Genomic DNA, 22,774 nt, shown 5'->3' on the forward strand with positions numbered 1-22,774 from the left:
GTGACCGAGCCCTGGCCCGCACCCCGCGCCCGACACCCCGTCGACGCGGTCGTCACGCTGCCCGGGAGCAAGTCGCTCACCAACCGCGCGCTGGTGCTGGCCGCGATCGCCGACGGCCCGTCGGTCGTCCGCCGGGCGCTGCGCTCGCGCGACACCACCCTGATGGCGAGCGCGCTGACCTCGCTCGGCGCGGAGGTCGACACCTCGGGCGTGGACTGGCGCGTGACGCCCCGCGCCTTCACCACCGACGCGGCCGTCGACTGCGGGCTGGCCGGGACCGTGATGCGGTTCGTGCCACCGGTGGCGGGGCTCTCGACCGGCACCGTCTCTTTCGACGGCGACGAGCACATGCGGCAGCGACCCGTGGGCGAGATCCTCGGCGCTCTGCGCACCCTGGGCGTCGACGCCCGCGGGGAGTCGCTGCCGTTCACTGTGCACGGGACCGGGTCGGTGCGCGGCGGCACGGTCGTGGTGGACGCGTCCGCGTCGTCGCAGTTCATCTCCGCGCTGCTGCTGGCGGGCGCGCGGTACGACGAGGGCGTCGACGTGCGCCACGACGGCAAGCCCGTGCCGTCGCTCCCCCACATCGACATGACCGTCGCGATGCTGCGCGAGCACGGCGTCGAGGTTGACGACGCCGACGCTAACCGCTGGCGGGTCGCGCCGGGCCCGGTCCGCGCCGTCGACCACGTGATCGAGCCGGACCTCTCGAACGCCGCCCCGTTCCTCGCCCTCGCGGCCGTGTCCGGCGGCACGGTCGTGGTGCGTGACTGGCCGCGGCAGACGACCCAGGCCGGCGACGCGCTCCGGGACATCCTCACGGCGATGGGCTGTGAGGTGTCGTTCGTCGACGAGGGGCTCCGGGTCACCGGCAGCGGCACGCTGCTCGGCATCGACGTCGACCTGCACGACGTCGGCGAGCTCACCCCCGCCGTCGCGGCCCTGTGCGCGCTCGCGGAGGCGCCGTCCCACCTGCGCGGCATCGGGCACATCCGCGGCCACGAGACCGACCGCCTCGCGGCGCTCGCGACCGAGCTCGGCGGACTGGGCGCCGCCGTCACCGAGCACCCGGACGGGCTCAGCATCGAGCCCGCCCCCCTGCACGGCGGGGTGTTCCACACCTATGCCGACCACCGGATGGCGCACGCCGGCGTGATCGTCGGTGCGGCGGTCGAGGACGTGCTGGTCGAGGACATCGCGACGACCGACAAGACGTTCCCGGACTTCGCGGACCTCTGGTCGGGGCTGATCCCCGCATGACGGGGCGCTACTCCGACCAGGACGTCGAGCACTACGACCGCCCGCGTCGGCACACGCGCCCCCGCACCAAGGAGCGACCGACGTACGACGACGCGGTGGACGGCGTCGTCGTGACCGTCGACCGCGGCCGGTTCACGCTGCTCGTCGACGACCACGTCGTGCTGGCGATGAAGGCTCGGCCGCTGGGTCGCAAGGGCGTGGTCGTCGGCGACCGGGTCCGGGTCGTCGGCGACACCTCCGGGCAGGACGGCAGCCTGGCGCGGATCGTGGAGGTCGTGGAGCGCACCACCGTGCTCCGGCGCACGGCGGACGACGACGACCCGGTCGAGCGGGTGATCGTCGCGAACGCCGACCAGCTCGTCGTGGTGACCGCGCTCGCCGACCCCGACCCGCAGCCGCGGCTGATCGACCGGGCGCTGGTCGCGGCGTACGACGCGCGGATGCAGCCGCTGCTGTGCCTGACCAAGTCCGACCTGGCCGACCCCGAGACCCTGCTCGTCACGTACCGCTCGCTCGGGGTCCCCTGGGTCGTCACCCGGCGCGGCGGCGACCTGGCCGAGCTGCGCGACCGGCTGCGCGGGCGGACCAGCGTGCTCATCGGCTCCAGCGGGGTCGGCAAGTCCACGCTGGTGAACGCGCTGGTGCCGGACGCCGGGCGCGACGTCGGCCACGTGAACGCCGTGACCGGGCGCGGCCGCCACACCTCGACCTCGGCGTACCTCCTGGAGCTGCCCGGCGGGGCCGGATGGATCGTGGACACGCCGGGCATCCGGTCCTTCGGCCTCGCGCACGTGCAGCCCGAGCACCTCATCGAGGCGTTCCCGGACCTCGACGAGATGACCGAGGATTGCCCACGCGGGTGCACGCACGGCACCGACGAGCCCGAGTGCGGGCTGGACGAGGCCGTGCGGAACGGCACCGCCGACCCGGTCCGGGTGGAGTCGTTCCGCCGGCTGCTGGCCGCGCGGAGCGAGCCGGCGTACTAGCCGGATCGGCCCCACACGGCGCGGGCGCCCGCCTCCCCGGTGAGGAAGACCCAGACCAGCAGCGCGACCGCGGCCACGGCGAGCAGCACGTCGAGGACGACGCGCGGCGCCCCGCTGCGGGCGTGCACGGAGCCCGCGGCGATCGCGACGGCGCCGAACCCGAGGCTCACCCGGAGCAGCTGCCGGCCGCGGTGCTCGTGCACCGCGACCTGCGGGCTGGACCGCAGCTCCGGCTTGCTGTCCAGGAAGGTGCCGCCGGTGAGGTACGCCACCACGATGGCGCCGGTGGCGACGCCCGCGAGCGCGAGCATCGGCCACCGCAGCCGGTCCCGCCAGCGGGGCACCGCGACGTACAGCCCGGCCGCGACCGCGGCGAGGGGTCCGAACACGACGGCCGCGTGCACGACGAGCGGGTGCAGCGGGAGTCCGTTGATCTCCATGCCGGGCCACACGGTCCACCACCCCGGGGCGTTCAGTCACTAGTGTGAGGAGGTGCCCAAGACGGACTACACCGACGACCTGCGCCTCGCGCACGTCCTGGCCGATGACGCCGACTCGATCACCGAGAGCCGGTTCCGGGCGCTCGACCTCCACGTGATGAGCAAGCCGGACCTGTCGCCCGTCACCGACGCCGACCAGGCCGTCGAGGAGTCGATCCGGCGCACGCTCTCGCGGGTCCGCTCGCGGGACGCGGTCACCGGCGAGGAGCACGGGTCCACGGGCCACAGCCAACGCCGCTGGGTGATCGACCCGATCGACGGCACCAAGAACTTCGTCCGCGGCGTGCCGGTCTGGGCGACCCTGATCTCGCTGGTGGTCGACGAGGAGGTCGTGCTCGGCGTGGTGTCCGCGCCGCTGCTCCAGCGCCGCTGGTGGGCCTCGAACGGCAACGGCGCCTGGACCGGGCGGTCGCTGCTCAAGGCGATCCCCTGCCAGGTGTCCGACGTCCGGCGGCTCGAGGACGCCTCGCTCTCCTTCGCCTCCCTGTCCGGGTGGGACGAGCGGGACCGCCTCGACGACTTCCTGTCGCTGATGCGGCGGTGCTGGCGGACCCGGGCGTACGGCGACTTCTGGTCCTACATGCTGCTCGCGGAGGGCGCGGTCGACATCGCCGCGGAACCCGAGCTCGAGGTCTACGACATGGCGGCCCTGGACGTCATCGTCCGCGAGGCGGGCGGCCGGTTCACCTCGCTGGACGGGAGCGACGGCCCGTTCGGCGGCAACGCGCTGGCCACGAACGGCCACCTGCACGAGGCCGCGCTGTCGTTCCTGGGCACGTTGCCCGACGACGACGACGACCCCGACGTGCGCCGGACCGGGCCCGGCTCGGTCTCCGACCTGCGTGACCGCCGCCGCGACTGAGGGGTGACGCCGACCGTCCGGGGGGACTACCGTCGAGGCATGCGCATCGGCGACGTTCTCCAGGCCAAGCCCAGTCGCGAGGTCGTCACGATCCGGCCGGACACCGGCGTGCGCGAGCTCCTCGCCCAGCTCGCCGAGCACAACATCGGAGCCCTGATCGTCAGCTCCGACGGCACCTCGGTCGAGGGCATCGTGAGCGAGCGGGACGTCGTGCGTCACCTGCACAGCGACGGCACCGTCATCAACAACACCGTCCGCGCGATCATGACCGACGTCGTCGAGACCTGCGACGAGGACACCCCCGTCGACGAGCTGATGAAGGTGATGACCGATCGCCGGATCCGGCACGTCCCGGTGGTGCACGACGGCCGGCTGACGGGGATCATCAGCATCGGCGACGTGGTGAAGCACCGCATCGTCCAGCTGGAGTTCGAGCGCGACCAGCTGGACAGCTACGTCCACCAGACCTGACCCAGCAGGCTAGTGGGACTCGCTCTCGGCGAGGACCAGGGCGAGGTCGTCGTTCATCTTGTTGCCGGCGTACGCCAGCAGGTGCTCGACGAGGCGGTCCAGCGCCTCCTCGACGGTGCCCTCGCCGATCTCGGGGGCGTAGTCGTCGAGCGGGAAGAACTCACCGGACTTGTCCCGAGCCTCGACCAGGCCGTCGGTGTAGAAGAGCATCCGCGCGCCGGCGGGCCACGGGTGCTCGGTGAGGCCCGGGTCGGAGCCCATGCCGAGCGGTACGGTCGGCTCGCCGGTGTCGACCTCGGAGACCTGCTCGTCGTGGACCAGCAGCGGCGGGTGGTGGCCGCAGTTGGCCAGCGTGACCATGTTGCCGTGGAACTCGCCCACGATCGCGGTGACGAACTCCTCCTCGCCCACGAAGCGGGTGAGCGTCTCGTCGATGTTGCGCGCCAGCGCCGCCAGGTCCGGCTCGGTGAACGCCGCCGCGCGGAAGGCACCGAGCACCGCGGCCGCGGTCTGCACGGCGGCCAGGCCCTTGCCGCGCACGTCGCCGACGATCACACGCACGCCGTACGGCGTCGCAGCGACCTCGTAGAGGTCTCCGCCGACCAGCGCCTCGGCGGTCGCCGAGACGTAGCGGGCGGACAGGCCGACCGAGCCGATCGCGGTGGGGATGGAGCGCAGCACCGCGCGCTGGGCGGTCTCCGCGATGACGGTCATCCGCTCGAGGCGGCCCTCCCGGCGCTCGCGCAGGGCCGCGCCCTGGATCCCGACCAGGCCGAGCAGGGCGCACAGGAACACCCGGGCGAGCCAGTCGACGATGCCCGTGTCGTCGTGCCACAGGTGGGCGAGCAGTCCGCAGACGACCGCGGCGCCCGCGACGTACGCCGTCCGCCGCGCCGTCGTCACCAGGCTGGCCACGATGGCGCCGCTCGCGAAGACGGCGATCAGCTGCACCGGCGTGGTCATCGACAGCGCCACCAGGACCGCCAGCACACCAAAGCCCGCCACGAGCCCGGGGTCGAGGCGTCTCCAGATCGCGCGCACGGAGGTCACCCGCGCATGATGTCAGGCTCCGTCCGCCCCCGATGTCGAACACGACGAGATCCGACCGGAAGGATCCGGAATTCACCCGTCCGGGTCACGTCCTAGGCTGGGGTCATGGACAAGCCCGAGATCGACTTCCCCGACTTCGACCCGCCGACCGACCTGGTCGTCACCGAGATCAGCGAGGGCAGCGGCGCGGAGGCGTCCGCCGGTTCGACCGTGTCGGTCCACTACGTCGGCGTCGCGCACTCGACCGGTGAGGAGTTCGACGCGTCGTACAACCGCGGCGAGCCGCTGAGCTTCCGGCTCGGTGTCGGTCAGGTCATCTCCGGCTGGGACCAGGGCGTGCAGGGCATGAAGGTCGGCGGTCGCCGCCAGCTCGTGATCCCGCCGCACCTCGGCTACGGCGACCGTGGCGCCGGGGCCGTGATCAAGCCCGGGGAGACGCTGATCTTCGTGGTGGACCTGCTCGACGTCCGCTGACCGGCCCGCCGGTCACCAGGGCAGGTTGTCGGTCGCCTCGCCGTCGGCCACCCGTGCCGACTGGGCGGCCAGCGACACCACGTCGCCCTTGACGAGCTGACGACCCCGCCGCGTCTCCACCTCGTCGTTGACGCGCACCATCCCGGCCGCGATCAGCGGCTTCGCCTCCGACCCGCTCTCGACCAGGTTCGCCAGCTTCAGGAACTGCCCGAGCCGGATCGACTCGTCGCTGATCGGGACGTCGTACGGCTCGGCCATGGGTCCAGTGTCTCAGCATCCGGGTGCGCTCGGCGCTCGAGGCCCCGGAGCGCCGTTCCACCAGGGGATGCGGGGAAGCCTCCAACATCCCCCGCCGTGCAGACCATGGGTAGTGCAGGTTCGACCGGAGACCATGGTGAACCTGCGACCGGTGGGACGAGGGCCAGCACCGGCACCGGGACCGTCAGCGGAGGACCACCGACACGGCGTGGATGAGGACGCCGACGAGCCCGCCGACGATGGTGCCGTTGATGCGGATGAACTGGAGGTCGCGGCCGACGTGCAGCTCGATCCGGCGGGCGGCCTCCTTGCCGTCCCAGCGCTCGATGGTGTGCGTGATGACCGTGGTGACCTCGGCGCCGTACCGGTCGACGGCGAAGACCGCGGCGTCGGCGGCGAGGGTGTCGAGGCGGGCACGGAACACGTCGTCGGTGAGCAGCCGGGAGGAGAACGACGAGACCTCGGCCAGCAGCCGGGCGCGCACCGCGCCGGACGGGTCCCGGAGCGAGGCGAGCAGCGAGCGGCGCAGGGCGTTCCAGAGCGAGACGGACGAGGCGAGCACCTGGGGATGGTCGAGGATGCGCTCCTTCAGCCGCTCGGTGCGCTCCTGGGCCGACGGGTCGTGCTGCAGGTCCTCGGCGAGCTGGGCCAGCATCGAGTCCAGCGCCTGGCGGGCGTGGTGGTGCGGGTCGTCGCGGATGTCGCCGACCCAGCGGACCAGCTCGCGGTGGACGCGAGAGGTGACCGCCTCGTTCAGCCGGGTCGGCGCCCACCAGGGCGCGCGCTCGCCGAGCACCTCCGCGACCGTGTCCGGGTTCGCGACCAGCCACCGGTGCAGCTCGTCGAACCCGAGGTCGACCAGGCCGTGGTGCAGGTCGTCGCGGATCGTCTCCTCCAGGAGCGAGCCGAGCAGCGGCGCGATCGGCTCTTCGCGGAACCGCGGGACCAGCGCGTCGCGGAACAGCTCCTCGATGTGCGAGTCCTGCACCCGGTTCAGGGCGATCACGGCGAGGTCGGCCACCTCGTCGACCGCGCGCCTCGCGTTCGCGGGCTCCGAGAGCCACCGGCCCAGGCGCAGCGAGACCGTCGCCGCGGCCACCCGCTCGCGGATGATCCCCTCCTGGAGGAAGTTCTCCCCCACGAACTCCTCGAGACCGCGGCCGAGCTCGTCCTTGCGCTTCGGGATCAGCGCCGTGTGCGGGATCGGGAGCCCGAGCGGGTGCTTGAACAGCGCGGTGACCGCGAACCAGTCCGCGATCGCGCCGACCATGGACGCCTCGGCGCCGGCGTTCACGAAGCCCGGGAAGCCGTCCTGGTCGAGCGTGGCGACGTAGACGACGGCCGCGAGCAGCAGCAGCGACACGGCGAGCGTGCGCATCCGGCGCAACCCCTGGCGGCGTACGGCGTCGGCGGCGGGGTTCGGGGTGATCATCGCGATGGAGGTCATTGCCCGCCATCCTCGCGCACCGGCCCACATGCCAGAATGCGCCGCATGCCTCGCACGGTCATCACCTTCGGCACGTTCGACGTCTTCCACGTCGGGCACCTGCGGGTCATCGAGCGCGCCGCCGCGCTCGGCGACCGGCTGGTCGTCGGGGTCTCCGCCGACGAGCTCAACCTGCGCAAGAAGGGCCGCGAGCCGGTCTTCAGCGAGGCCGAGCGGCTCGCGATCGTCGCCGCGCTCAAGCCGGTCGACGAGGTCTTCGTCGAGGAGAGCCTGGAGCTCAAGCGCGAGTACATCCAGAAGTACGGCGCCGACGTGCTCGTGATGGGCGACGACTGGGCCGGGAGGTTCGACGAGTTCGAGGACATCTGCGAGGTCGTCTACCTGCCCCGCACGCCCGCCATCTCGACGACGGCCCTCATCGAGAAGATCTCCGGCGGCAGCTGACCCGCGCGGCGGGTTTGCCCGTGGCCACCTGTCGGGCAGGCTCGTAGGGCCGTAGCCACCTTTCGTTCTCGAGGAGAAAGATGCGTCGACCGATCGTCGCCGTCGCCGTCGCGATGGGCCTGCTGGTCACCGTTCCCGCACCGGCACCGGCCGGCGCCCCGGAGCCGGGCCCGACCTCGGCCCAGCAGGCGCTCGCCACGGTCCAGCACCTGCTCGACCCGGCCACCTCGCTCGCCCGCCGTTCCGCGACCGGCCGGCCCGAGGTGTCCCTGGCGATGCGGGACCTGTTCGCGGCGCTGCCGCGGCTCGACGCCGGCGACCGGCGTACGGCGCACGGCCTGTTCGCCCGCCCGACGGACGGCGCCTCAGACCGGCTCGGCGACGGGTACACCGTCGCCGCACACAGGAAGTGCCGCAATCACCTGTGCATCCACTGGGTGCCCACCACCGCCGACGCACCGCCGAGCAAGGCGTGGGTCGACACGAACCTGACGTTCATGAACAAGGTCTGGCGCACCGAGATCCGCAAACTCGGCTACCGCAAGCCGATCCCGGACAAGCACCGCGGCGGCAACGCCAAGTTCGACGTCTACCTCAAGGAGCTCGGCTCCCGCGGGATCTACGGGTACTGCACTCCCGAGCGCCGGGCCCCGGGTCAGAAGTGGCTGGCCTCCGGGTACTGCGTGCTCGACAATGACTTCGCCGAGGCCCAGTACGGCGCCCCGCCGAAGCAGAGCCTGCGGGTGACCGCCGCCCACGAGTTCTTCCACGCGATCCAGTTCGCCTACGACTACGGCGAGGACCCGTGGCTGATGGAGAGCACCGCGACGTGGATGGAGGAGCGGGTCGCCGACGACGTCAACGACAACCGCCAGTACCTGCCCTACGGCCAGGTCGGCGCGCCCGGCCGGCCGCTGGACCTGTTCAACCGGCAGGGCTTCAACCAGTACGGCAACTGGACCTTCTTCGAGTACCTCAGCACCCGCTTCGGAACCGGTGTCGTGAAGCAGGTCTGGACCCGGGCCGGCGCCTATCCCGGCGCCGGCCACCAGTACTCCACGACCGCGGTCAAGGGCATCCTCGAGCACCACGGCGGGTTCGAGCGCGTCTACCGCAGCTTCGCGGCCGCGAACACCACGCCCGGCCACGTCTACCCCGAGGGCAACGCGTGGCCGACCGCCCCGGTCGCCGCGACCTGGACGCTCACCAAGGACGCCCCGCGCCAGGAAAGCCGGATCGCCATCGACCACCTGTCGTCGCGCAACATCGAGGTCAAGCCGGACCCCGGCCTCCAGGACAAGCGCTGGAAGCTGCGCGTGGTCGTCGACGGGCCGCGCGGCCGGACCGAGCCCGCGGCGTACGTCGTGTCGAGGACGAAGCACGGCGTCGACCACACCCCGGTGCGGTTGAACCGGGAGGGCGAGGGCCGCGCGCTGGTGGGCTTCAGCACCAGGCGGGTCTCCTGGACGAAGGTGGTGCTGGTGAACGCGTCGACCCGCTTCTCGTGCTGGCACCGGACCTCGTGGTCGTGCCAGGGCCGGGCGCGCGACGACGACCAGAAGTTCGCCCTGACTGTCGTGGCGGTGCGGCCGAAGTAATGAGCCGGCCCCGGGGCCGATTGGCCCGGACAGGCTGCGCGGTATTGGCACTGCGTCGGGACCTTTCCCACCCCTAGATTGAGCGCGTGACGCGCGCCCTGACCCCTGATCCGATCCCCGCCGACGACCCGGTCGCGGCCGGCGGGCTCGGCGTACCCCAGGGCGCGGCCCTCACGCTCGGCGCGGTGCTCGGCACCGGCGTCATCTCGTTGCCCGCCCTGGCGGTGTACGAGGCCGGACCCGCCTCGCTCGTCGCGTGGCTCGCTCTGGTCCTGCTGTCGGTCCCGCTCGCGACCACGTTCGCCGCCCTCGGCGCGCGGTACCCGGACGGCGGCGGCGTATCGACGTACGCCCGCCGGGCGTTCGGGGCCCGGGTCGCCACCGTGATCGGCTGGTGCTTCTACTTCGCGATCCCGCTCGGCGCGCCCGCCGCCGCCGGGTTCGCCGGCGCGTACGTCGCGGACAGCACCGGCGGTGGCCGACCCACCCAGCTGCTGTCGGCCGGCGTGCTCATCGGCGTGGTCGCAGTGATGAACTGGTTCGGCATCCGGGTCTCCGGCCGGGTCCAGCTCGTGATCGCCGGCGCCCTGGCGGTGCTGCTGATGGTCGCCACGCTGGTGTCCCTGCCGCACGCGAGCACCGCGAACCTGACGCCGTTCGCACCGCACGGGTACGCCGCGATCGGCACCGCCGCGGCGCTGCTGATCTGGGCGTTCGCGGGCTGGGAGGTCGTGACCTCGTTGTCCTCGGAGTACCGCGACCCGGCCCGCGACATCGGGCGGGCGACGGTGATCGCCCTGGTCGTCATGGGCGTGATGTACCTCGGCGTCGCGTTCGCCACCGTCGCCGTGCTCGGCCCGAACCCCGGCAAGGCGCCGCTGTCCGACATGCTCGTGCTCGGCTTCGGCGAGCCGGCCCGCCCCGTCACGACGGTCGTCGCGGTGCTGCTCTCGGTCGGCGCCATGAACGCCTACTTCGCCGGCAGCGCCCGGCTCGGCGGCGCACTCGGGCGGGACGGCTCGCTGCCGGCGTGGTTCGCGCAGGGCTCGACGGCCGGGCAGGTGCCCCGCCGCTCGCTGGCCGTGGTGACGATCGGGGCACTCGGCACGCTGCTCGCCGTCGCGATCTCCGGCGTGGCCGTGGAGCGGACCATGCTGCTGGTGACCGGCGCGTTCTCGATCGTCTACCTGGTCGGCACCGCGGCCGCGATCCGGCTGCTCCCGCGCGGCACCTGGGTGTGGCGCGGCAGCGTCGTCGCGTTCATCTCGTCGCTCGGGCTGCTCGGCCTGACCGGCCGGTACCTGCTCCCGCAGGTCATCGTCGGCCTCGCGGCGGTCGTGTGGCTGGCCCGGTCCCGAGCAGCCGTGCCAGCCGCTCCAGACCCGGTGTGACCGCCTGCGTCGCGGTCGCGCCGTAGCCGAAGACCAGCCCCGAGACCGGGGCGCTGACCGCGTAGGACGAGAGCGCCTCCACGGCGATGCCGTGCTCGAGAGCGGTGGCCGCGACCGCCGCGTCGTCCACGGGCGTGGTGAACAGCGCGGCCACGTGCAACCCGGCCGCGGATGGCACCACCTCCAGCTGCGGCAGCAGCCGGGCGATCCCGTCGAGCACGAGCTCGCGGCGCTCGGCGTACGCCCTGAGGGCACGGCGCAGGTGTCGGCCGAGCATCCCGTCGGCGACGAACCGGGCGAGCGCCACCTGCTCGGCCGGGGCGCCGTACCCGTCGGCGAGCTGGCGGGCGCCGAGCAGGGCGTCCCGCAGGCTGCGCGGCGCGACGAGGTACCCGGACCGCAGCGCCGGGATCAGCGACTTCGAGAACGTGCCGACGTAGACGACCCGGCCGTGGCGGTCCAGGGCGTGCAGGGTCTCCATCGGTCGCTCGGTGAACCGGAACTCGCTGTCGTAGTCGTCCTCGACGACCGCGACCCGGTGCCGGTTCGCGAACTCCAGCAGCGCCTGGCGGCGCGCGAGCGAGAGCGGCGGCCCGGTCGGGAACTGGTGCGAGGGCGTCGTGAAGACCAGCCGCGCACGGTCCGGCACCGCGTCGACGACGAGCCCGTCGCCGTCCACGGGGACCGGCACCACGCGGGCGCCGTACGACGCGAACAGCTCCCGGGCGAACGGGTATCCGGGGTCCTCGACCGCCACGACGTCGCCGGGCTCGATGAGCACCCGCGCGATCAGGTCGAGCGCCTGCTGGGTGCCGTGGGTCACCAGCACGTCGTCGGGCTCCGCCGCGACGCCGCGGCCCAGCGAGAGGTAGCGCGCGATGGCGCCGCGCAGCTGGGGGTGGCCGGCGGGGTGCGCGTACGTGCCGGGATGGTGCGCCCCACCACGGAGCTCGGCGGCGACCAGCCGCCGCCAGGTGTCGAACGGGAAGAGGCTCGCGTCCGGGATGCCGACCCGGAAGTCGTACGGCGGCGGCTCGGTCTCGCCGCTCACCGGCAGCGGGCGGAACGTCCATCCCGGGCGTGGGTCGAGGGCGCCGGGGTGGCGCGGCGCGGGCGCGGGCGCCGCCAGCTCGGCGACGTAGGTACCGTCCCCCACGCGCGCCTCGAGGAAGCCCTCCGCGACCAGCCGCTCGTACGCCGTGGCGACGGTGTTGCGGGCGACGGCGAGGTCGCGGGCGAGCGACCGGCTCGGTGGCAGGCGGTCGCCCACACCGAGCCGGCCGGAGCGGATCGCGTCGAGCAGGGCCCGGTAGATCGCGCTGGTCCGGTCACCGCGCGCGTCGAGGTCGACCGGGAGGTCCATGCCGACAGACTAGGGACGTGGACCCCCGCAGCCTGCGACCGCTCGCCCGGGCGACGCTGGTCGCGGTCCTGTCGACGGGACTGCTGGTGGTCGCCGTCGGCGCGGGCTGGCTCGGGCCGGACGTCGGGCGCGGCGACAACTTCTGCGAGGCCGCGCGGGACGCGTGGGTGAAGCAGCCGGCCAACACGTTCTCGAACCTCGGGTTCGTGCTCGCGGGCCTCGCCATTGCCTGGCACGCCGGGAAGGTCGCCCTGGGCGGCCTCGCGACGCCGTACGCCTGCCTGGTGGTGTTCCTCGGGCCCGCGAGCGCCGCGATGCACGCCACCCAGTCGTCGCTCGGCGGCCGCCTCGACCTGCTGAGCATGTACCTCGTCGCCTCGTTCGCGGCGGCGTACGCCCTGATGCGGTGGGTGCGCCAGGGCGCGACCTTCTTCTGGCAGCTGTTCCTGCTGTTCGTCGCGGCCTGCGAGCTGGTCGGGCTGTACGACGGGGAGGTGCCGGTCGTGACCTACAGCGGGAACGTCGCGTTCGCGGCGCTGCTGCTCGTGGCGATCACGACCGAGGTGCGGCTGTGGCGGCGTGCGGCGTCGTCGGGCGGCCCGCGCACCGACCTGCGGTGGGGTTCCGGTGCGGTGGGCGCGATCCTGCTGGCGTTCGCGATCTGGAACGCCACCAGGTCGGCCTGGTGCGACCCGCACTCGCTGCTGCAGGGACACGCCGCGTGGCACCTGCTGGACGCGGTGTCGGCGTACCTGCTGTTCCGGCTCTGGATGTCGGAGGTCGCTGGACGCGAGCGGTGAGCTGGCGCTCGACGGTGCCCCGGAGCTACCCCGCGTCGCTCAGCAGCGTGTGCCCGCCGCGGGCCTTGGTGGCGAGGTAGCGCGCGTTGGCCGAGGACAGGTGGACCGCGGTGGGGACCAGGTCGACGTCGAGTCCGTGCGCCGCCAGCTGGGAGGCCTTGTCGGGGTTGTTGCTCAGCAGAGACAGCCGGGACACACCGAGCGCCGAGAGCATCTGGGCGGCGGCGGTGTAGTCGCGGGCGTCGGCGGCGTACCCGAGGGCGAGGTTGGCCTCGTAGGTGTCGAGGCCGCCGTCCTGGAGCGCGTAGGCGTCGAGCTTGGCGTAGAGACCGATGCCGCGGCCCTCCTGGCGCAGGTACAGGAGGTACCCGCCGGAGGCGGCGACGCGGCGGACGGCCTCGTGCAGCTGCGGCCCGCAGTCGCAGCGCTCCGAGCCGAGCACGTCGCCGGTGAGGCACTCGCTGTGCACGCGGACCAGGGGTACGGCGCCGGGCGAGCCCAGCCGGATCGCGAGGTGCTCGCCGCCGTCGGCCAGCCCGTCGAACGTGTGGACCTCGGCGATTCCGCTCCACCCGCAGAGCCGGAGCGGGAGCGTCAGGGAGGTGCGGACCGTGGCGCTCATGCGGACTCCTCGAAGCGCTCCGAGAGCGCGTAGCGCAGCAGGACGACCTCGCCGATGCGACGGACCTCGGCGAGCGTGGCCGGACGGCCGGGGCGGAACGGGAACGGGCCGTCGCCGACGAAGCGCCGGGCCCGCGAGTCGCCGACGAAGAACGGGGCGACGACCAGCTGGAGCTCGTCGGCGGCGTCCTCGGCGAGGAACTGGGTGTGGATGGTGCCGCCGCCCTCGACCATCAGCCGTTCGACGCCCCGCGCGGCCAGGTCCGTGGCGACGGCGGTCATCGAGACCCGCGGCCCACCGTCGACGACGGTCGCGCTGGCCCCCAGCCGGGAGCGGGCGCGGGCGAGCACCGGCGTCGGGCAGTACACGAGCTTCTCCGCCTCCCCGGTGGTGAAGAACCGCGACGCCGGGTCGAGGTCGGCACCGCAGGTGACGGTGACCTTGACCGGCGACGGCTCCAGCCCGCGGGTGACCCGGTGGAGCCGCCGCTCGGGGCAGCGCACCAGCAGCCGCGGGTTGTCGTTGCGGACCGTGGTCGCCCCGACGAGGATGGCGTCGCAGCCGGCCCGCACCTCGTCGACACGGTCGAGGTCGGCGTCGTTCGAGAGCATCAGCCGCTCGTCGCCGGAGCTGTCGAGGTAGCCGTCGATCGACATGCCACAGCTGAGCAGGGTGTACGGACGGTCAGCCACGGACCACTCCCCTCGTCAGCAGTACGGCGCCGGGCAGCGTGGCCACCAGCGCGAGGACGCCGTAGAGCACCGCGACCGTCGCGCCCTGCCCCGCACCGAGCCCGGCGGCCGCGAACGCCCACGCCGCCACGCCCTCCCGCGGTCCCCAGCCCGCGACGTTGAGCGGGATCGCGGCCGCGAGCATCACCAGCAACGCGAGCGGCAGCAGGTCGGCGAGGGACGCCGAGGTGCCCGCCGCGTCCGCCGCCACCAGGAACACGACGACGTGCCCGGCAGCCGAGACCAGCGAGGTCGCGACGACGGCAGGCCAGCGGACCAGCGCCACGACCACCACGACGGCGAGCAGCGCGGATGCCCAGGGCGCGGGCCCGACCAGCAGCACGGCACCGGCCGCGACCACCTGCACGACCTGGCCGGCCCCGCGGTCGGCGACCACCGGCAGGGCGCCGTGCCGCACCGCGCGGTGCACGTCACCGACCAGGCCGCCCGGCAGGGTCGCGTTCAGGAACTGCGAGCGGTAGTAGGCGCCGACCGCCTCGCGCAGGGGCACCTCGACCCCGAGGCCGCGGGCGAGCACCTGCCACCGGACCGCGCACGCGACCGTGGTCACGGCGGTGATCCCCAGCGCGACCACCAGCGCGACGGGGCCCGCCGAACGGAGCGCGTCCACGAACGGCTGCGGACCGACCCGCCACCCGACGACCGCGAGGATGGCCGCGCCCCCGAGGACCTTGACCCACCGCGTCATCCGACCGCCTCCAACGCCGCGCGCACCAGGTCCGCGGTGCGGTCCCACCCGGTCAGCTCGGCGCGCCGGGCGCGCGCGGCCGCCCGCAGCGACTCCCGGTGCGCGGCCGACGTCAGCCAGGTCCGCAACGCGTCCGCCAGCGCGTCCGCGTCTCCGGGCGGCACCAGCACGCCCCCGTCGCCCAGCGCCTCGCGCACCCCGCCGACGTCGGAGGCGACCACCGGCACACCGCGCGCGAGGGCCTCGGTGACGACCATGCCGTACGTCTCGGCGCGGGAGGCGAGCACCAGCAGGTCGGCCTCGGCGTACGTCGCGTCCAGCTCGGCGCGGGTCAGCGCGCCGGTCAGCCGCACGGTCGGCGGCAGCGCGGCGGCGAACTCCGGCTCGATCGCAGTCGACCCGACCCCGCGGCAGGACCACTCGAGGCCGACGATCCTCCGCAGGGCGGCGGCCAGCACGTCGTACCCCTTGAGCGGCGTCACCGCGCCGACGCTGAGCAGGGCGCCGCCGGACGGGGAGCCTGGGGCGACCGGGGCAGGGTCGACGCCGGGCTCAGCCACGAAGACGCGGCCGAGGCCGTACCGCTCGACGAGCCGGTCCCGGGTCCACCGGCTCGTGGTGACCACGCCCGCGGCCGCCTCGAGCACCGGGCCCTCCCACCACGTCCAGCGCGGCGTGTGCACCAGGACGACGAAGCGGACGCGCGCGGACTCCGGCACCAGGGCCGGCGAGGCGAGCAGCCCGTCGACGAGCGCCAGCTCGCCGGACGGCACGGTGGCGACGGACGTGTGCTCGACGGCTCCGAGGGCGGAGGCGATGCGCCGGTCGTAGACGTTCCCGCCCGACGGCCGCTCCGGGTCGTCGACGCCCACGGGGCGCACCAGGTGGATCACAGCTGCCTCTCGTAGCTCGCCCAGGCGACGTGCGACTCGTGCAGTGTCACCACCAGACGGGCCACCGGCCCCCACCCGTCGACCAGCCCGCCGGCCGCCTCGGCGAGCCGGTCGGCGACGACCCGGGCGAGCACCTCGGTCGAGGTGTTCGTGCCCGCGAACGACGGCTCGTCGTCCAGGTTGCGGTAGGTCAGCCCGCCGAGCACCTCGTGCAGCAAAACGGTCGCGGCGCCGATGTCGAGGAGGATCCCGTCCGGCCCGAGCTCGGGCCCGGAGAACGCCGCGTCCACGACGTACGTCGCGCCGTGCAGGCGCTGGGCCGGCCCGAAGACCTCGCCGCGGAAGCTGTGGGCGATCATCATGTGGTCGCGCACGGTCACCGTGTACACGAGTCCTCCGGGTAGGCGATCGTGTGGCACAGGGCGGCCAGCCGCCCGGCCTCGAGCCGGGCCATCACGTCCGGCAGGTCGGCGAACGGCGACTCCCCGGTCAGGAGGACGTCGAACGCGGGGTCGCGCAGCAGCCGGAGGGCGAGCGCGAGCCGGTCGGCGTGGGTGCGCCGCGAGCGGCCCGCGACGACGCCCACCTGGCTGGCCCGGATGCCGAGCCGCTGCGAGTGGAACGCGCCGCCGAGCGAGAGGTGCACGCGCTGGTCGCCGTACCAGCTGAGGTCGAGGACGGTGCCCTCGGGCGCGAGCAGGTCGAGCGCGAGCTGGAGACCGGACGCCGTCGCGCTGGTGTGCACGACGGCGTCCCGCTGGCCGACCGCGTCCTCGGGGGTGGCGAACGCGACGCCCAGCCGCTCCGCGACGCCGGCCCGCCCGGGGTCGACGTCGACGAGGGTGACGTCGGCCTCGGGGATGCCGGCCAGCAGCCGGGCGACGCAGCACCCGACCATGCCGGCGCCCACGACCGTGACGCGGTCGCCCACCAGCGGCCGAAGGTCCCACAGCGCGTTGAGGGCGGTCTCGACCGTGCCGGCGAGCACGGCCCGCCGCGCGGGGACGTCCTCGGGGACGGGGACCACCGACGACGCGGGGACGACGTACGCCGTCTGGTGCGGGTGCAGGCAGAAGACCGTCCGGCCGACCAGGCCTGCGGGACCCTGCGCGACGACGCCGACGTTCAGGTAGCCGTACTTGACCGGGCCCGGGAACGCGCCGTCCTGGAACGGCGCTCGCATCTCCTCCCGCTGGCTCTCGGGGACGCCGCCGCGGAACACCAGTGTCTCGGTGCCGCGGCTGACCCCCGAGTGCAGCGTGCGCACCAGGACCTCGCCGGGGCCCGGCTCGGCGATCGCGACGGGGCGGATCTCCCCGTGCCCGGGCTCGCGGACCCAGAACGCTGAGGCCGTGAACCCCGACGGCGCCGTCTCCGTACGACTGGTCACACCTCACACACGGAGGCACTGTGCCCCTGGTTCAACGTCGGGCAGGACGACCCGCCCATGTCGTCACCGGCGTCCGCGCCGCCCTCGCGCTCACGGTGGCGGTCCTCGGACCCGACGGGTGGGGGCTCCTGCTCGTGGTGGTGGCGCTCGCGCTCGACTGGGTCGACGGGCAGGTCGCCCGGCGCACCGGCACCACGTCCCGCTTCGGCGCGCGCTTCGACATGGAGACCGACGCGTTCCTGATTCTCGTGCTCAGCGCGTACGCCGCTCCGACGTACGGCTGGTGGGTGCTGCTGATCGGTGCCGCGCGCTACCTGCTCTGGCTCGCCGAGCGCGGCCTTCCCTTGCTGCGCCGCCCGGTGCCACCACGCCACTGGCGCAAGACGGTCGCCGCCATCCAGGGCATCGTGCTCGCCGTCGCGGTGTCCGGCCTCCTCCCCGACGCGCTCACCGAGGCGCTGCTGCTGGTCGCGCTGGCGCTGCTGGCCGAGTCGTTCGGCCGCGACGTGTGGTGGCTGTGGCGGACCCGCCACGCGGACGCGCCGTACCCCACCGGCGGCGGGCTCACCCTGGCGGCCATCGGCGCGGTGTGGGTCGCGCTCGTGCTGCCCGACCACCCCGGTGACCTGGTGCGGCTGCCCGCCGAGGCGCTGCTGGTGGTGGCGGTCGCGCTGCTCCCCTGGCGGCGGGTACGCCGCACCGCCGCGGTCGTCGTGGGCCTGGTGCTCGCCGCGCTGGTGGTGTTCAAGGCGTTCGACCTCGGCTTCGAGAAGATCCTCGACCGGCCGTTCGACCCGACCATCGACTGGGTGTACCTCGGTCCCGGCGTCGGCGTGCTCGGCGACTCGATCGGCGTGACCGCCGCCCGCGCGACCGCTGTCGCCGCCGTCGTCCTGGTCGTCGCCGTCCTGGTCGCGATCCCGCTCGCGACCCTGCGGGTCGCCGGCACGGTCGCGGGCCACCGCCGGGCGGCCGTCGGTGTCGCCGCCGTCGCCGTGCTCGCCTCGCTGGCGCAGGTCGGGTCGACCAACGCCTCCGTGCTGGCCTACGACGAGGTCGTGCAGGTGCGCGCCGACCTCGCGGACCGGCAGACGTTCGGCCGCGAGATCGACGCCGACGCGTACGCCGCGACGCCGGGACCCCACTTGCTGAAGGGCCTGCGCGGCAAGGACGTGCTGGTCGTGTTCGTCGAGTCGTACGGCCGGGTGGCCGTGCAGGACACCAGTTTCTCCCCCGGCGTCGACGCGGTGCTCGACGACGGCAGCCGGCGCCTGGAGGCGGCCGGCTACCGGTCGCGGAGCGCCTTCCTGACCTCGCCGACGTTCGGCGCCGCGAGCTGGCTGGCACACTCGACCCTCCAGTCGGGCCTCTGGGTCGACAGCCAGCGTCGCTACGAGCAGCTGCTGGGCGCGGACCGGCTGACGCTCACCTCCGCGTTCGAGAAGGCCGGCTGGCGCACCGTCTTCGACGTACCCGCGGACACCAGGGACTGGCCCGAGGGCGAGGACTTCTACGGCTTCGACCAGATCTACGACTCGCGCAACGTGGGCTACCAGGGGCCACAGTTCGGCTACGCCCCGATGCCCGACCAGTTCAACCTCAAGCGGTTCCAGGAGCTCGAGCTCGACCCCACCGACCGGGATCCGGTCATGGGCGAGATCGACCTCGTCTCCAGCCACCACCCGTGGGCGCCGTCACCGCTGCGGGTGCCGTGGGACCAGGTCGGCGACGGCTCGGTCTTCGACGACGCGCCCACCCAGCCGGGCTCCTCGGACGTGCAGACGCTCTACGGCCAGTCGATCGAGTACACGATGGGCACCCTCGTCTCCTGGCTCGAGCAGCACCCGGACCCGAACCTCGTGCTGCTCGTGCTCGGCGACCACCAGCCGCACTCGTACGTCACCGGCCCCGACCCGGGTCACGACGTCCCGGTCTCGGTGATCGCCCAGGACCCGTCCGTCGTGCGCCGGATCGCGAGCTGGGACTGGCAGCCGGGCATCCACCCGTCGCCGGACGCGCCGGTGTGGCCGATGAGCACGGTGCGGGACCGGTTCCTGCAGGCTTTCAGCTCGTGAGCTCCAGCAGGGTGTCCCCCGCGGCGTCCTGCACCTCGACGGTCCGGATCTGGTCGGTCGTCAGCGCGGTCGCGCCGGTGACGTGCATGGTCCGGCCGGGTAGGCCGTTCCACGTCGCGACCTGCTCGGTGCCGCCGTCCCTCGTGTGCACGACGAGCGCGTAGGTGTGCCCGCCGTCCGGGTAGGCGCTGGCCGGCTCCTCGTAGCTGCAGGTCAGGTCCAGGCGGGTCCCCCAGAGGACCGACGTCAGCGCCACCTTGCCCCACACGCCGGTCTGGTCGACCTGCTCCATCTGGTGGGCGGTGGCGAGCGTCGACACGGCCTGCGGCGGGGCGCCGTCGTCACCGTTGGTCACGGCGAGCGCGGTGCCGGCCCCGAGGACGAGCACCGCGGCGGCCGCGACCAGTCCTCCCACCCAGCGCCGGCGGTGCTGCGAGCGGCGTACCTCCCGAACCAGGTTGGGCAGGAGGGTGCTCGGGAGCGGCTCCGGCTCCTGAGGGGACTCGACCACCTCCGGCGAGACCTGGGCGAGCAGCCCCGGCAGTCCGGCGACGTCCCGGACCGCGGCGGAGCAGGTCGGGCAGGTCGCAAGGTGCCGCTCGAAGACCAGCCGCTCGTCGGGCGTGAGCGCGCCGAGGACGTAGGCGGCGTCGTTCTGTGCGAGCTCGCAGCTCATGCGACCACCCCCATCTCCTCGAGTGCCAGCCGGAGCGCGCGCAGCGCGTAGTGGGTGCGGGACTTCACGGTGCCCTCGGGCACGCCGAGCCTGCGGGACGCCTCCGCCACGGACTGCCCGCGGTAGTAGCACTCCAGCAGCACCGCCCGGTGCTCCGGCGACAGCCGGGTGAGCGCGTCGGACACCACCCAGGACAGCAGCAGCTGGTCGGTGCGGTCCGCGTCGACGGGGGCCTCCGGCACGTCGGCGACGGTCAGCTCGCTCTGCGAGCGCTTCGTGCGCCACTCGTCGATCACGATGTTCCGCGCGACCGTGAACAGCCAGGCCCGCACCGAGCCGGACGCGGGGTCCAGGCTGGGGAAGCTGCGCCACGCGCGCAGCATCGTCTCCTGCACCACGTCCTGCGCACGCGCGTGGTCATTGCCTGTCAGGCGCAGGCAGTAGCCCCACAGCGCGGCGGCATGCTCGTCGTGCAGCTGGGTCATCAACGCGACCGGGCTCTCGGCCATCACACCTCCACCCCTGTCACGGGCTGCGGGCCCGCGCGGTTCAATCGGCCGGTCCGGTCGCGAGCCGGCGTGCCCGGCTGCCTACGCGGCCTTCTCCTCCAGCGCCCGGGTGAGCAGCGCGACCAGGGCCTCGAGCTGGATGTCGACCGACGAGCCGACCTCCTCGTCGGACCCGTCGAGCGCGACCGCAGCCAGGCCGGCCTTGCTGTCGATGAGCTCGGCGATCCTGGTGTCGATCGTCTGCGAGGCGATGATCCGCCAGGCGGTGACGGGCTCCTCCTGGCCGATGCGGTGCACCCGGTCGATCGCCTGGGTCTGCTCGGCGTCGGTCCAGGAGAGCTCGGCGAGCACGACGTTGGAGGCGACCTGGAGGTTCACGCCGACGCCGGCCGCGGTGAGCGAGCAGACGATGACCTGGACCTCGGGGTCGTTGACGAAGGCGTCGATGTTCCGCTGCCGGACGGTGGTGGTCTGGTCGCCGCGGATCGAGGAGTACTTCATGCCGCGGGACGCGAACGTCTCCTCGGCGGCGTCCATGACCTCGATGTGCTTGGCGAAGAACACGACCTTGCCGACGCTGCGGGCCAGCTGGGCGGCGTAGTCGGAGGCGAGCCCGGCCTTCGCCTTGCCGATCCGGCGCATCATGCTGAACACGTTCTCGCCGGTCGAGGTGTCCATGTCCTCGCGCTCCCACGTCGCGACGCGCCGGACCAGCTCGTGGTCGATGCCCTCGACGGTGCTGCCGGACTTGCGGGTGGCGAGCGCGACCTCGTAGCGCTCGACCAGCCGGCGGGCCAGCTCGCGCTCGGCCTCGCGGATCGAGCGGCCCGCCTCGTCGTCCAGCTCGACCGGCAGGTCCGCGATCCGGCGGGCCGGGATGTCTGCGGCGACGTCGATCTTGCGGCGGCGCACGATGCCCATGTCGACGACGGCGCGGCGCGCGTTGGGGTAGAAGCCCGGGTCCGCCGGCGTGAGCCCGGTGTCCTCGAGGGCGTCCATGAGGGCGCCGAGCGGCTTCTTCTCGTCGATCCAGCCGAGGAACTCCCAGATCGCCTGGAAGTCCTCGATGTCGTTGATCAGCGGCGTGCCGGTCAGCGCCATCAGCAGCGGCCGGCCGTACCGCGACCGGATCCGGTCGGAGAGGTGCAGCACGTGCTGCGAGCGCTGCGAGGACTTGTTCTTGATGAAGTGGGCCTCGTCCACGACCATGCCGCGCATGCCGTGGGTGCCGAGCCAGCCGACGTGGCGGTCGAGGATCTCGTAGTTGACCACGAAGATGTCGGCGTACCCGTCGACGTCGGCGCCGTCGCCGTGGATGACCGTCACGGTCCGCTCCGGCGTCCAGAGACCGACCTCGCGGGCCCAGTTCATCTTGACGACGTTCGGGACGACGACCAGGAGCGGGTAGGAGTCCGTGGCCTGCGCGGCGAGCAGCGCCTGTGCCGTCTTGCCGAGGCCGGGCTCGTCGGCGAGGAGGAAGGTGCGGTGGCCGTCCGCGGCCGCCGCCACCAGCTGTGCCTGGTGTCGCATCAGCTCGCGACCGTCGGGCACCCGGACGCTCGCCGGCTCCGGCAGGGGCATGCAGGAGACGCCGTTGCTGGCGTACTCGAAGGAGCGGAACAGCGGGCCGAGCAGCTCCCAGCCGGCCAGCCGGCGGGCCTGGCCGCTGCTCTGCACGGCGGAGAAGTCAGGCACGAGGAACGGGTTGGCCAGCTGCCGGGAGATGACCGACTGCGGGACGACCCGGCGGCTCGTGACCGCCGGCGTCTCGTTCGGACCGGGCTCGATGGCCTCCTCCTCGGGCACCTCGAGCCCGGCCTGCTGGAGCATCCGGCGGCGCAGGTCGCGGGCGTCGCCGGACACCTCGCTGTCCTCGGCCAGGAGCGCGAGCAGCGAGGGGTGCACCGCTGCGGTCTTGGCGAGGATCGTCGCGATCCCGTCGAGCCGCTTCAGCTGGTCGGCGCGATGCGCCTCGGTGGCCTCGGTGTCCCCCTTCAGGCTGGCCCGCTCCTCACGGACGAGCAGGGCGACGACCTGGAACTTGGTGCGCGTCGAGCCGTTGACGGCGCCGCGCTGGACCGCGGTCTCCACCTCGCGCACGGCGCGGGCGAGCACCGGGATGATGCCCTCGTTGTCGAGAGCACGACCCCGGCGCTGGTTGCGCGCCGGTGTACGACGGTTCGCCGACTGGCGTTGGCCCTGTCGAGCCAAGGACCCCTCCTCCGGAGTGCCCGGGTACAGTAGCTGCGACTCGGGAACGGCCCG

The 22,774-nt window shown here is 73.5% G+C and carries 24 protein-coding genes; 10 read left to right on the forward strand and 14 right to left on the reverse strand.

Annotated features, from left to right (window positions below):
* Together aroA and rsgA are read left to right on the forward strand one after the other, a co-directional pair.
* On the forward strand, positions 1-1,260 hold the full coding sequence (gene aroA / locus N538_RS0108765) for a 3-phosphoshikimate 1-carboxyvinyltransferase (protein WP_028637001.1): 1,260 nt from the start codon (positions 1-3) through the stop codon (positions 1,258-1,260).
* Positions 1,257-2,246: a ribosome small subunit-dependent GTPase A gene (gene rsgA / locus N538_RS0108770; RefSeq protein ID WP_028637002.1), complete on the forward strand. Its 990-nt coding sequence runs from the start codon at positions 1,257-1,259 to the stop codon at positions 2,244-2,246. The genes aroA and rsgA overlap by 4 nt, the downstream gene beginning before the upstream one ends.
* Here the strand turns inward: rsgA and N538_RS0108775 are convergent.
* Positions 2,243-2,686, reverse strand: coding sequence for a DUF2231 domain-containing protein (locus N538_RS0108775; RefSeq protein ID WP_028637003.1), 444 nt, complete (start codon positions 2,684-2,686; stop codon positions 2,243-2,245). The genes rsgA and N538_RS0108775 overlap by 4 nt on opposite strands.
* Before the next feature lie 52 nt (positions 2,687-2,738).
* Here N538_RS0108775 and hisN point away from each other — a divergent pair, with 52 nt between their 5' ends.
* Positions 2,739-3,608 (forward strand): histidinol-phosphatase, encoded by an 870-nt coding sequence (gene hisN / locus N538_RS0108780; RefSeq protein WP_028637004.1) that lies wholly within the window; start codon positions 2,739-2,741, stop codon positions 3,606-3,608.
* Positions 3,609-3,647: 39 nt separating this feature from the next.
* Complete coding sequence (locus N538_RS0108785; protein WP_028637005.1) at positions 3,648-4,079, forward strand: CBS domain-containing protein; 432 nt, start codon at positions 3,648-3,650, stop codon at positions 4,077-4,079.
* Positions 4,080-4,088: 9 nt separating this feature from the next.
* On the opposite strand, the gene N538_RS0108790 is transcribed toward N538_RS0108785, so the two are convergent.
* Complete coding sequence (locus N538_RS0108790) at positions 4,089-5,129, reverse strand: PP2C family protein-serine/threonine phosphatase (protein WP_051549051.1); 1,041 nt, start codon at positions 5,127-5,129, stop codon at positions 4,089-4,091.
* A 105-nt stretch (positions 5,130-5,234) separates the two neighbouring features.
* Between N538_RS0108790 and N538_RS0108795 the strand changes: the two genes are divergently transcribed.
* A complete protein-coding gene (locus N538_RS0108795; protein ID WP_028637007.1) occupies positions 5,235-5,603 on the forward strand; it encodes an FKBP-type peptidyl-prolyl cis-trans isomerase in 369 nt (122 codons plus the stop codon).
* A 12-nt stretch (positions 5,604-5,615) separates the two neighbouring features.
* Here N538_RS0108795 and N538_RS0108800 read toward each other — a convergent pair whose 3' ends face one another.
* Together N538_RS0108800 and N538_RS0108805 are read right to left on the reverse strand one after the other, a co-directional pair.
* Entirely contained in the window at positions 5,616-5,861 is a 246-nt protein-coding gene (locus N538_RS0108800; protein WP_028637008.1) for an RNA-binding S4 domain-containing protein, read from the reverse strand.
* Positions 5,862-6,045: 184 nt separating this feature from the next.
* The gene (locus N538_RS0108805) at positions 6,046-7,308 is read right to left on the reverse strand and encodes a DUF445 domain-containing protein (RefSeq protein WP_028637009.1); all 1,263 of its coding nucleotides are present in this window, start codon (positions 7,306-7,308) and stop codon (positions 6,046-6,048) included.
* A 45-nt stretch (positions 7,309-7,353) separates the two neighbouring features.
* Here N538_RS0108805 and N538_RS0108810 point away from each other — a divergent pair, with 45 nt between their 5' ends.
* The 3 genes from N538_RS0108810 to N538_RS0108820 all read left to right on the forward strand — a co-directional run bounded on the left by N538_RS0108810 (position 7,354) and on the right by N538_RS0108820 (position 10,741).
* On the forward strand, positions 7,354-7,752 hold the full coding sequence (locus tag N538_RS0108810) for an adenylyltransferase/cytidyltransferase family protein (RefSeq protein WP_028637010.1): 399 nt from the start codon (positions 7,354-7,356) through the stop codon (positions 7,750-7,752).
* A gap of 80 nt (positions 7,753-7,832) precedes the next feature.
* The gene (locus N538_RS0108815) at positions 7,833-9,350 is read left to right on the forward strand and encodes an MXAN_6640 family putative metalloprotease (protein WP_028637011.1); all 1,518 of its coding nucleotides are present in this window, start codon (positions 7,833-7,835) and stop codon (positions 9,348-9,350) included.
* 86 nt (positions 9,351-9,436) lie between these two features.
* A complete protein-coding gene (locus N538_RS0108820; RefSeq protein ID WP_231496174.1) occupies positions 9,437-10,741 on the forward strand; it encodes an APC family permease in 1,305 nt (434 codons plus the stop codon).
* On the opposite strand, the gene pdxR is transcribed toward N538_RS0108820, so the two are convergent.
* Positions 10,665-12,104: a MocR-like pyridoxine biosynthesis transcription factor PdxR gene (gene pdxR / locus N538_RS24490; RefSeq protein WP_036569971.1), complete on the reverse strand. Its 1,440-nt coding sequence runs from the start codon at positions 12,102-12,104 to the stop codon at positions 10,665-10,667. The genes N538_RS0108820 and pdxR overlap by 77 nt on opposite strands.
* Positions 12,105-12,121: 17 nt before the next feature.
* Here pdxR and N538_RS0108830 point away from each other — a divergent pair, with 17 nt between their 5' ends.
* A complete protein-coding gene (locus tag N538_RS0108830) occupies positions 12,122-12,904 on the forward strand; it encodes a ceramidase domain-containing protein (protein ID WP_028637013.1) in 783 nt (260 codons plus the stop codon).
* Positions 12,905-12,929: 25 nt separating this feature from the next.
* Here N538_RS0108830 and N538_RS0108835 read toward each other — a convergent pair whose 3' ends face one another.
* The 6 genes from N538_RS0108835 to N538_RS24500 are packed head-to-tail and all read right to left on the reverse strand — an operon-like array spanning position 12,930 to position 17,249.
* Positions 12,930-13,526, reverse strand: a complete 597-nt coding sequence (locus N538_RS0108835; RefSeq protein WP_028637014.1) for a GTP cyclohydrolase II — start codon at positions 13,524-13,526, stop codon at positions 12,930-12,932.
* On the reverse strand, positions 13,523-14,218 hold the full coding sequence (locus N538_RS0108840) for a RibD family protein (RefSeq protein ID WP_028637015.1): 696 nt from the start codon (positions 14,216-14,218) through the stop codon (positions 13,523-13,525). The genes N538_RS0108835 and N538_RS0108840 overlap by 4 nt, the downstream gene beginning before the upstream one ends.
* The gene (locus tag N538_RS0108845; RefSeq protein ID WP_036569973.1) at positions 14,211-14,966 is read right to left on the reverse strand and encodes a lysylphosphatidylglycerol synthase domain-containing protein; all 756 of its coding nucleotides are present in this window, start codon (positions 14,964-14,966) and stop codon (positions 14,211-14,213) included. Before N538_RS0108845 ends, N538_RS0108840 begins: the two co-directional genes overlap by 8 nt.
* Entirely contained in the window at positions 14,963-15,859 is an 897-nt protein-coding gene (locus N538_RS24495; protein ID WP_036569975.1) for a glycosyltransferase family 4 protein, read from the reverse strand. Before N538_RS24495 ends, N538_RS0108845 begins: the two co-directional genes overlap by 4 nt.
* Entirely contained in the window at positions 15,856-16,233 is a 378-nt protein-coding gene (locus tag N538_RS0108855) for a 6-pyruvoyl trahydropterin synthase family protein (protein ID WP_231496175.1), read from the reverse strand. The genes N538_RS24495 and N538_RS0108855 overlap by 4 nt, the downstream gene beginning before the upstream one ends.
* Positions 16,234-16,235: 2 nt before the next feature.
* Entirely contained in the window at positions 16,236-17,249 is a 1,014-nt protein-coding gene (locus N538_RS24500; protein WP_036569977.1) for a zinc-dependent alcohol dehydrogenase, read from the reverse strand.
* 20 nt (positions 17,250-17,269) lie between these two features.
* Between N538_RS24500 and N538_RS0108865 the strand changes: the two genes are divergently transcribed.
* Positions 17,270-19,324: a CDP-alcohol phosphatidyltransferase family protein gene (locus N538_RS0108865; protein ID WP_155992020.1), complete on the forward strand. Its 2,055-nt coding sequence runs from the start codon at positions 17,270-17,272 to the stop codon at positions 19,322-19,324.
* Here the strand turns inward: N538_RS0108865 and N538_RS0108870 are convergent.
* From N538_RS0108870 to N538_RS0108880, 3 genes are all read right to left on the reverse strand, one after another.
* Positions 19,314-20,000: an anti-sigma factor family protein gene (locus N538_RS0108870; protein ID WP_028637019.1), complete on the reverse strand. Its 687-nt coding sequence runs from the start codon at positions 19,998-20,000 to the stop codon at positions 19,314-19,316. The two genes, N538_RS0108865 and N538_RS0108870, sit on opposite strands and share 11 nt — an antisense overlap.
* Positions 19,997-20,509: a sigma-70 family RNA polymerase sigma factor gene (locus N538_RS0108875; RefSeq protein WP_028637020.1), complete on the reverse strand. Its 513-nt coding sequence runs from the start codon at positions 20,507-20,509 to the stop codon at positions 19,997-19,999. The genes N538_RS0108870 and N538_RS0108875 overlap by 4 nt, the downstream gene beginning before the upstream one ends.
* Positions 20,510-20,590: 81 nt before the next feature.
* Positions 20,591-22,720 (reverse strand): DEAD/DEAH box helicase, encoded by a 2,130-nt coding sequence (locus N538_RS0108880; protein ID WP_028637021.1) that lies wholly within the window; start codon positions 22,718-22,720, stop codon positions 20,591-20,593.
* Positions 22,721-22,774 lie beyond the last annotated feature (54 nt).

The organism is Nocardioides sp. URHA0032 (genome assembly GCF_000620645.1).
In the GTDB taxonomy this organism is placed as follows: domain Bacteria; phylum Actinomycetota; class Actinomycetes; order Propionibacteriales; family Nocardioidaceae; genus Nocardioides.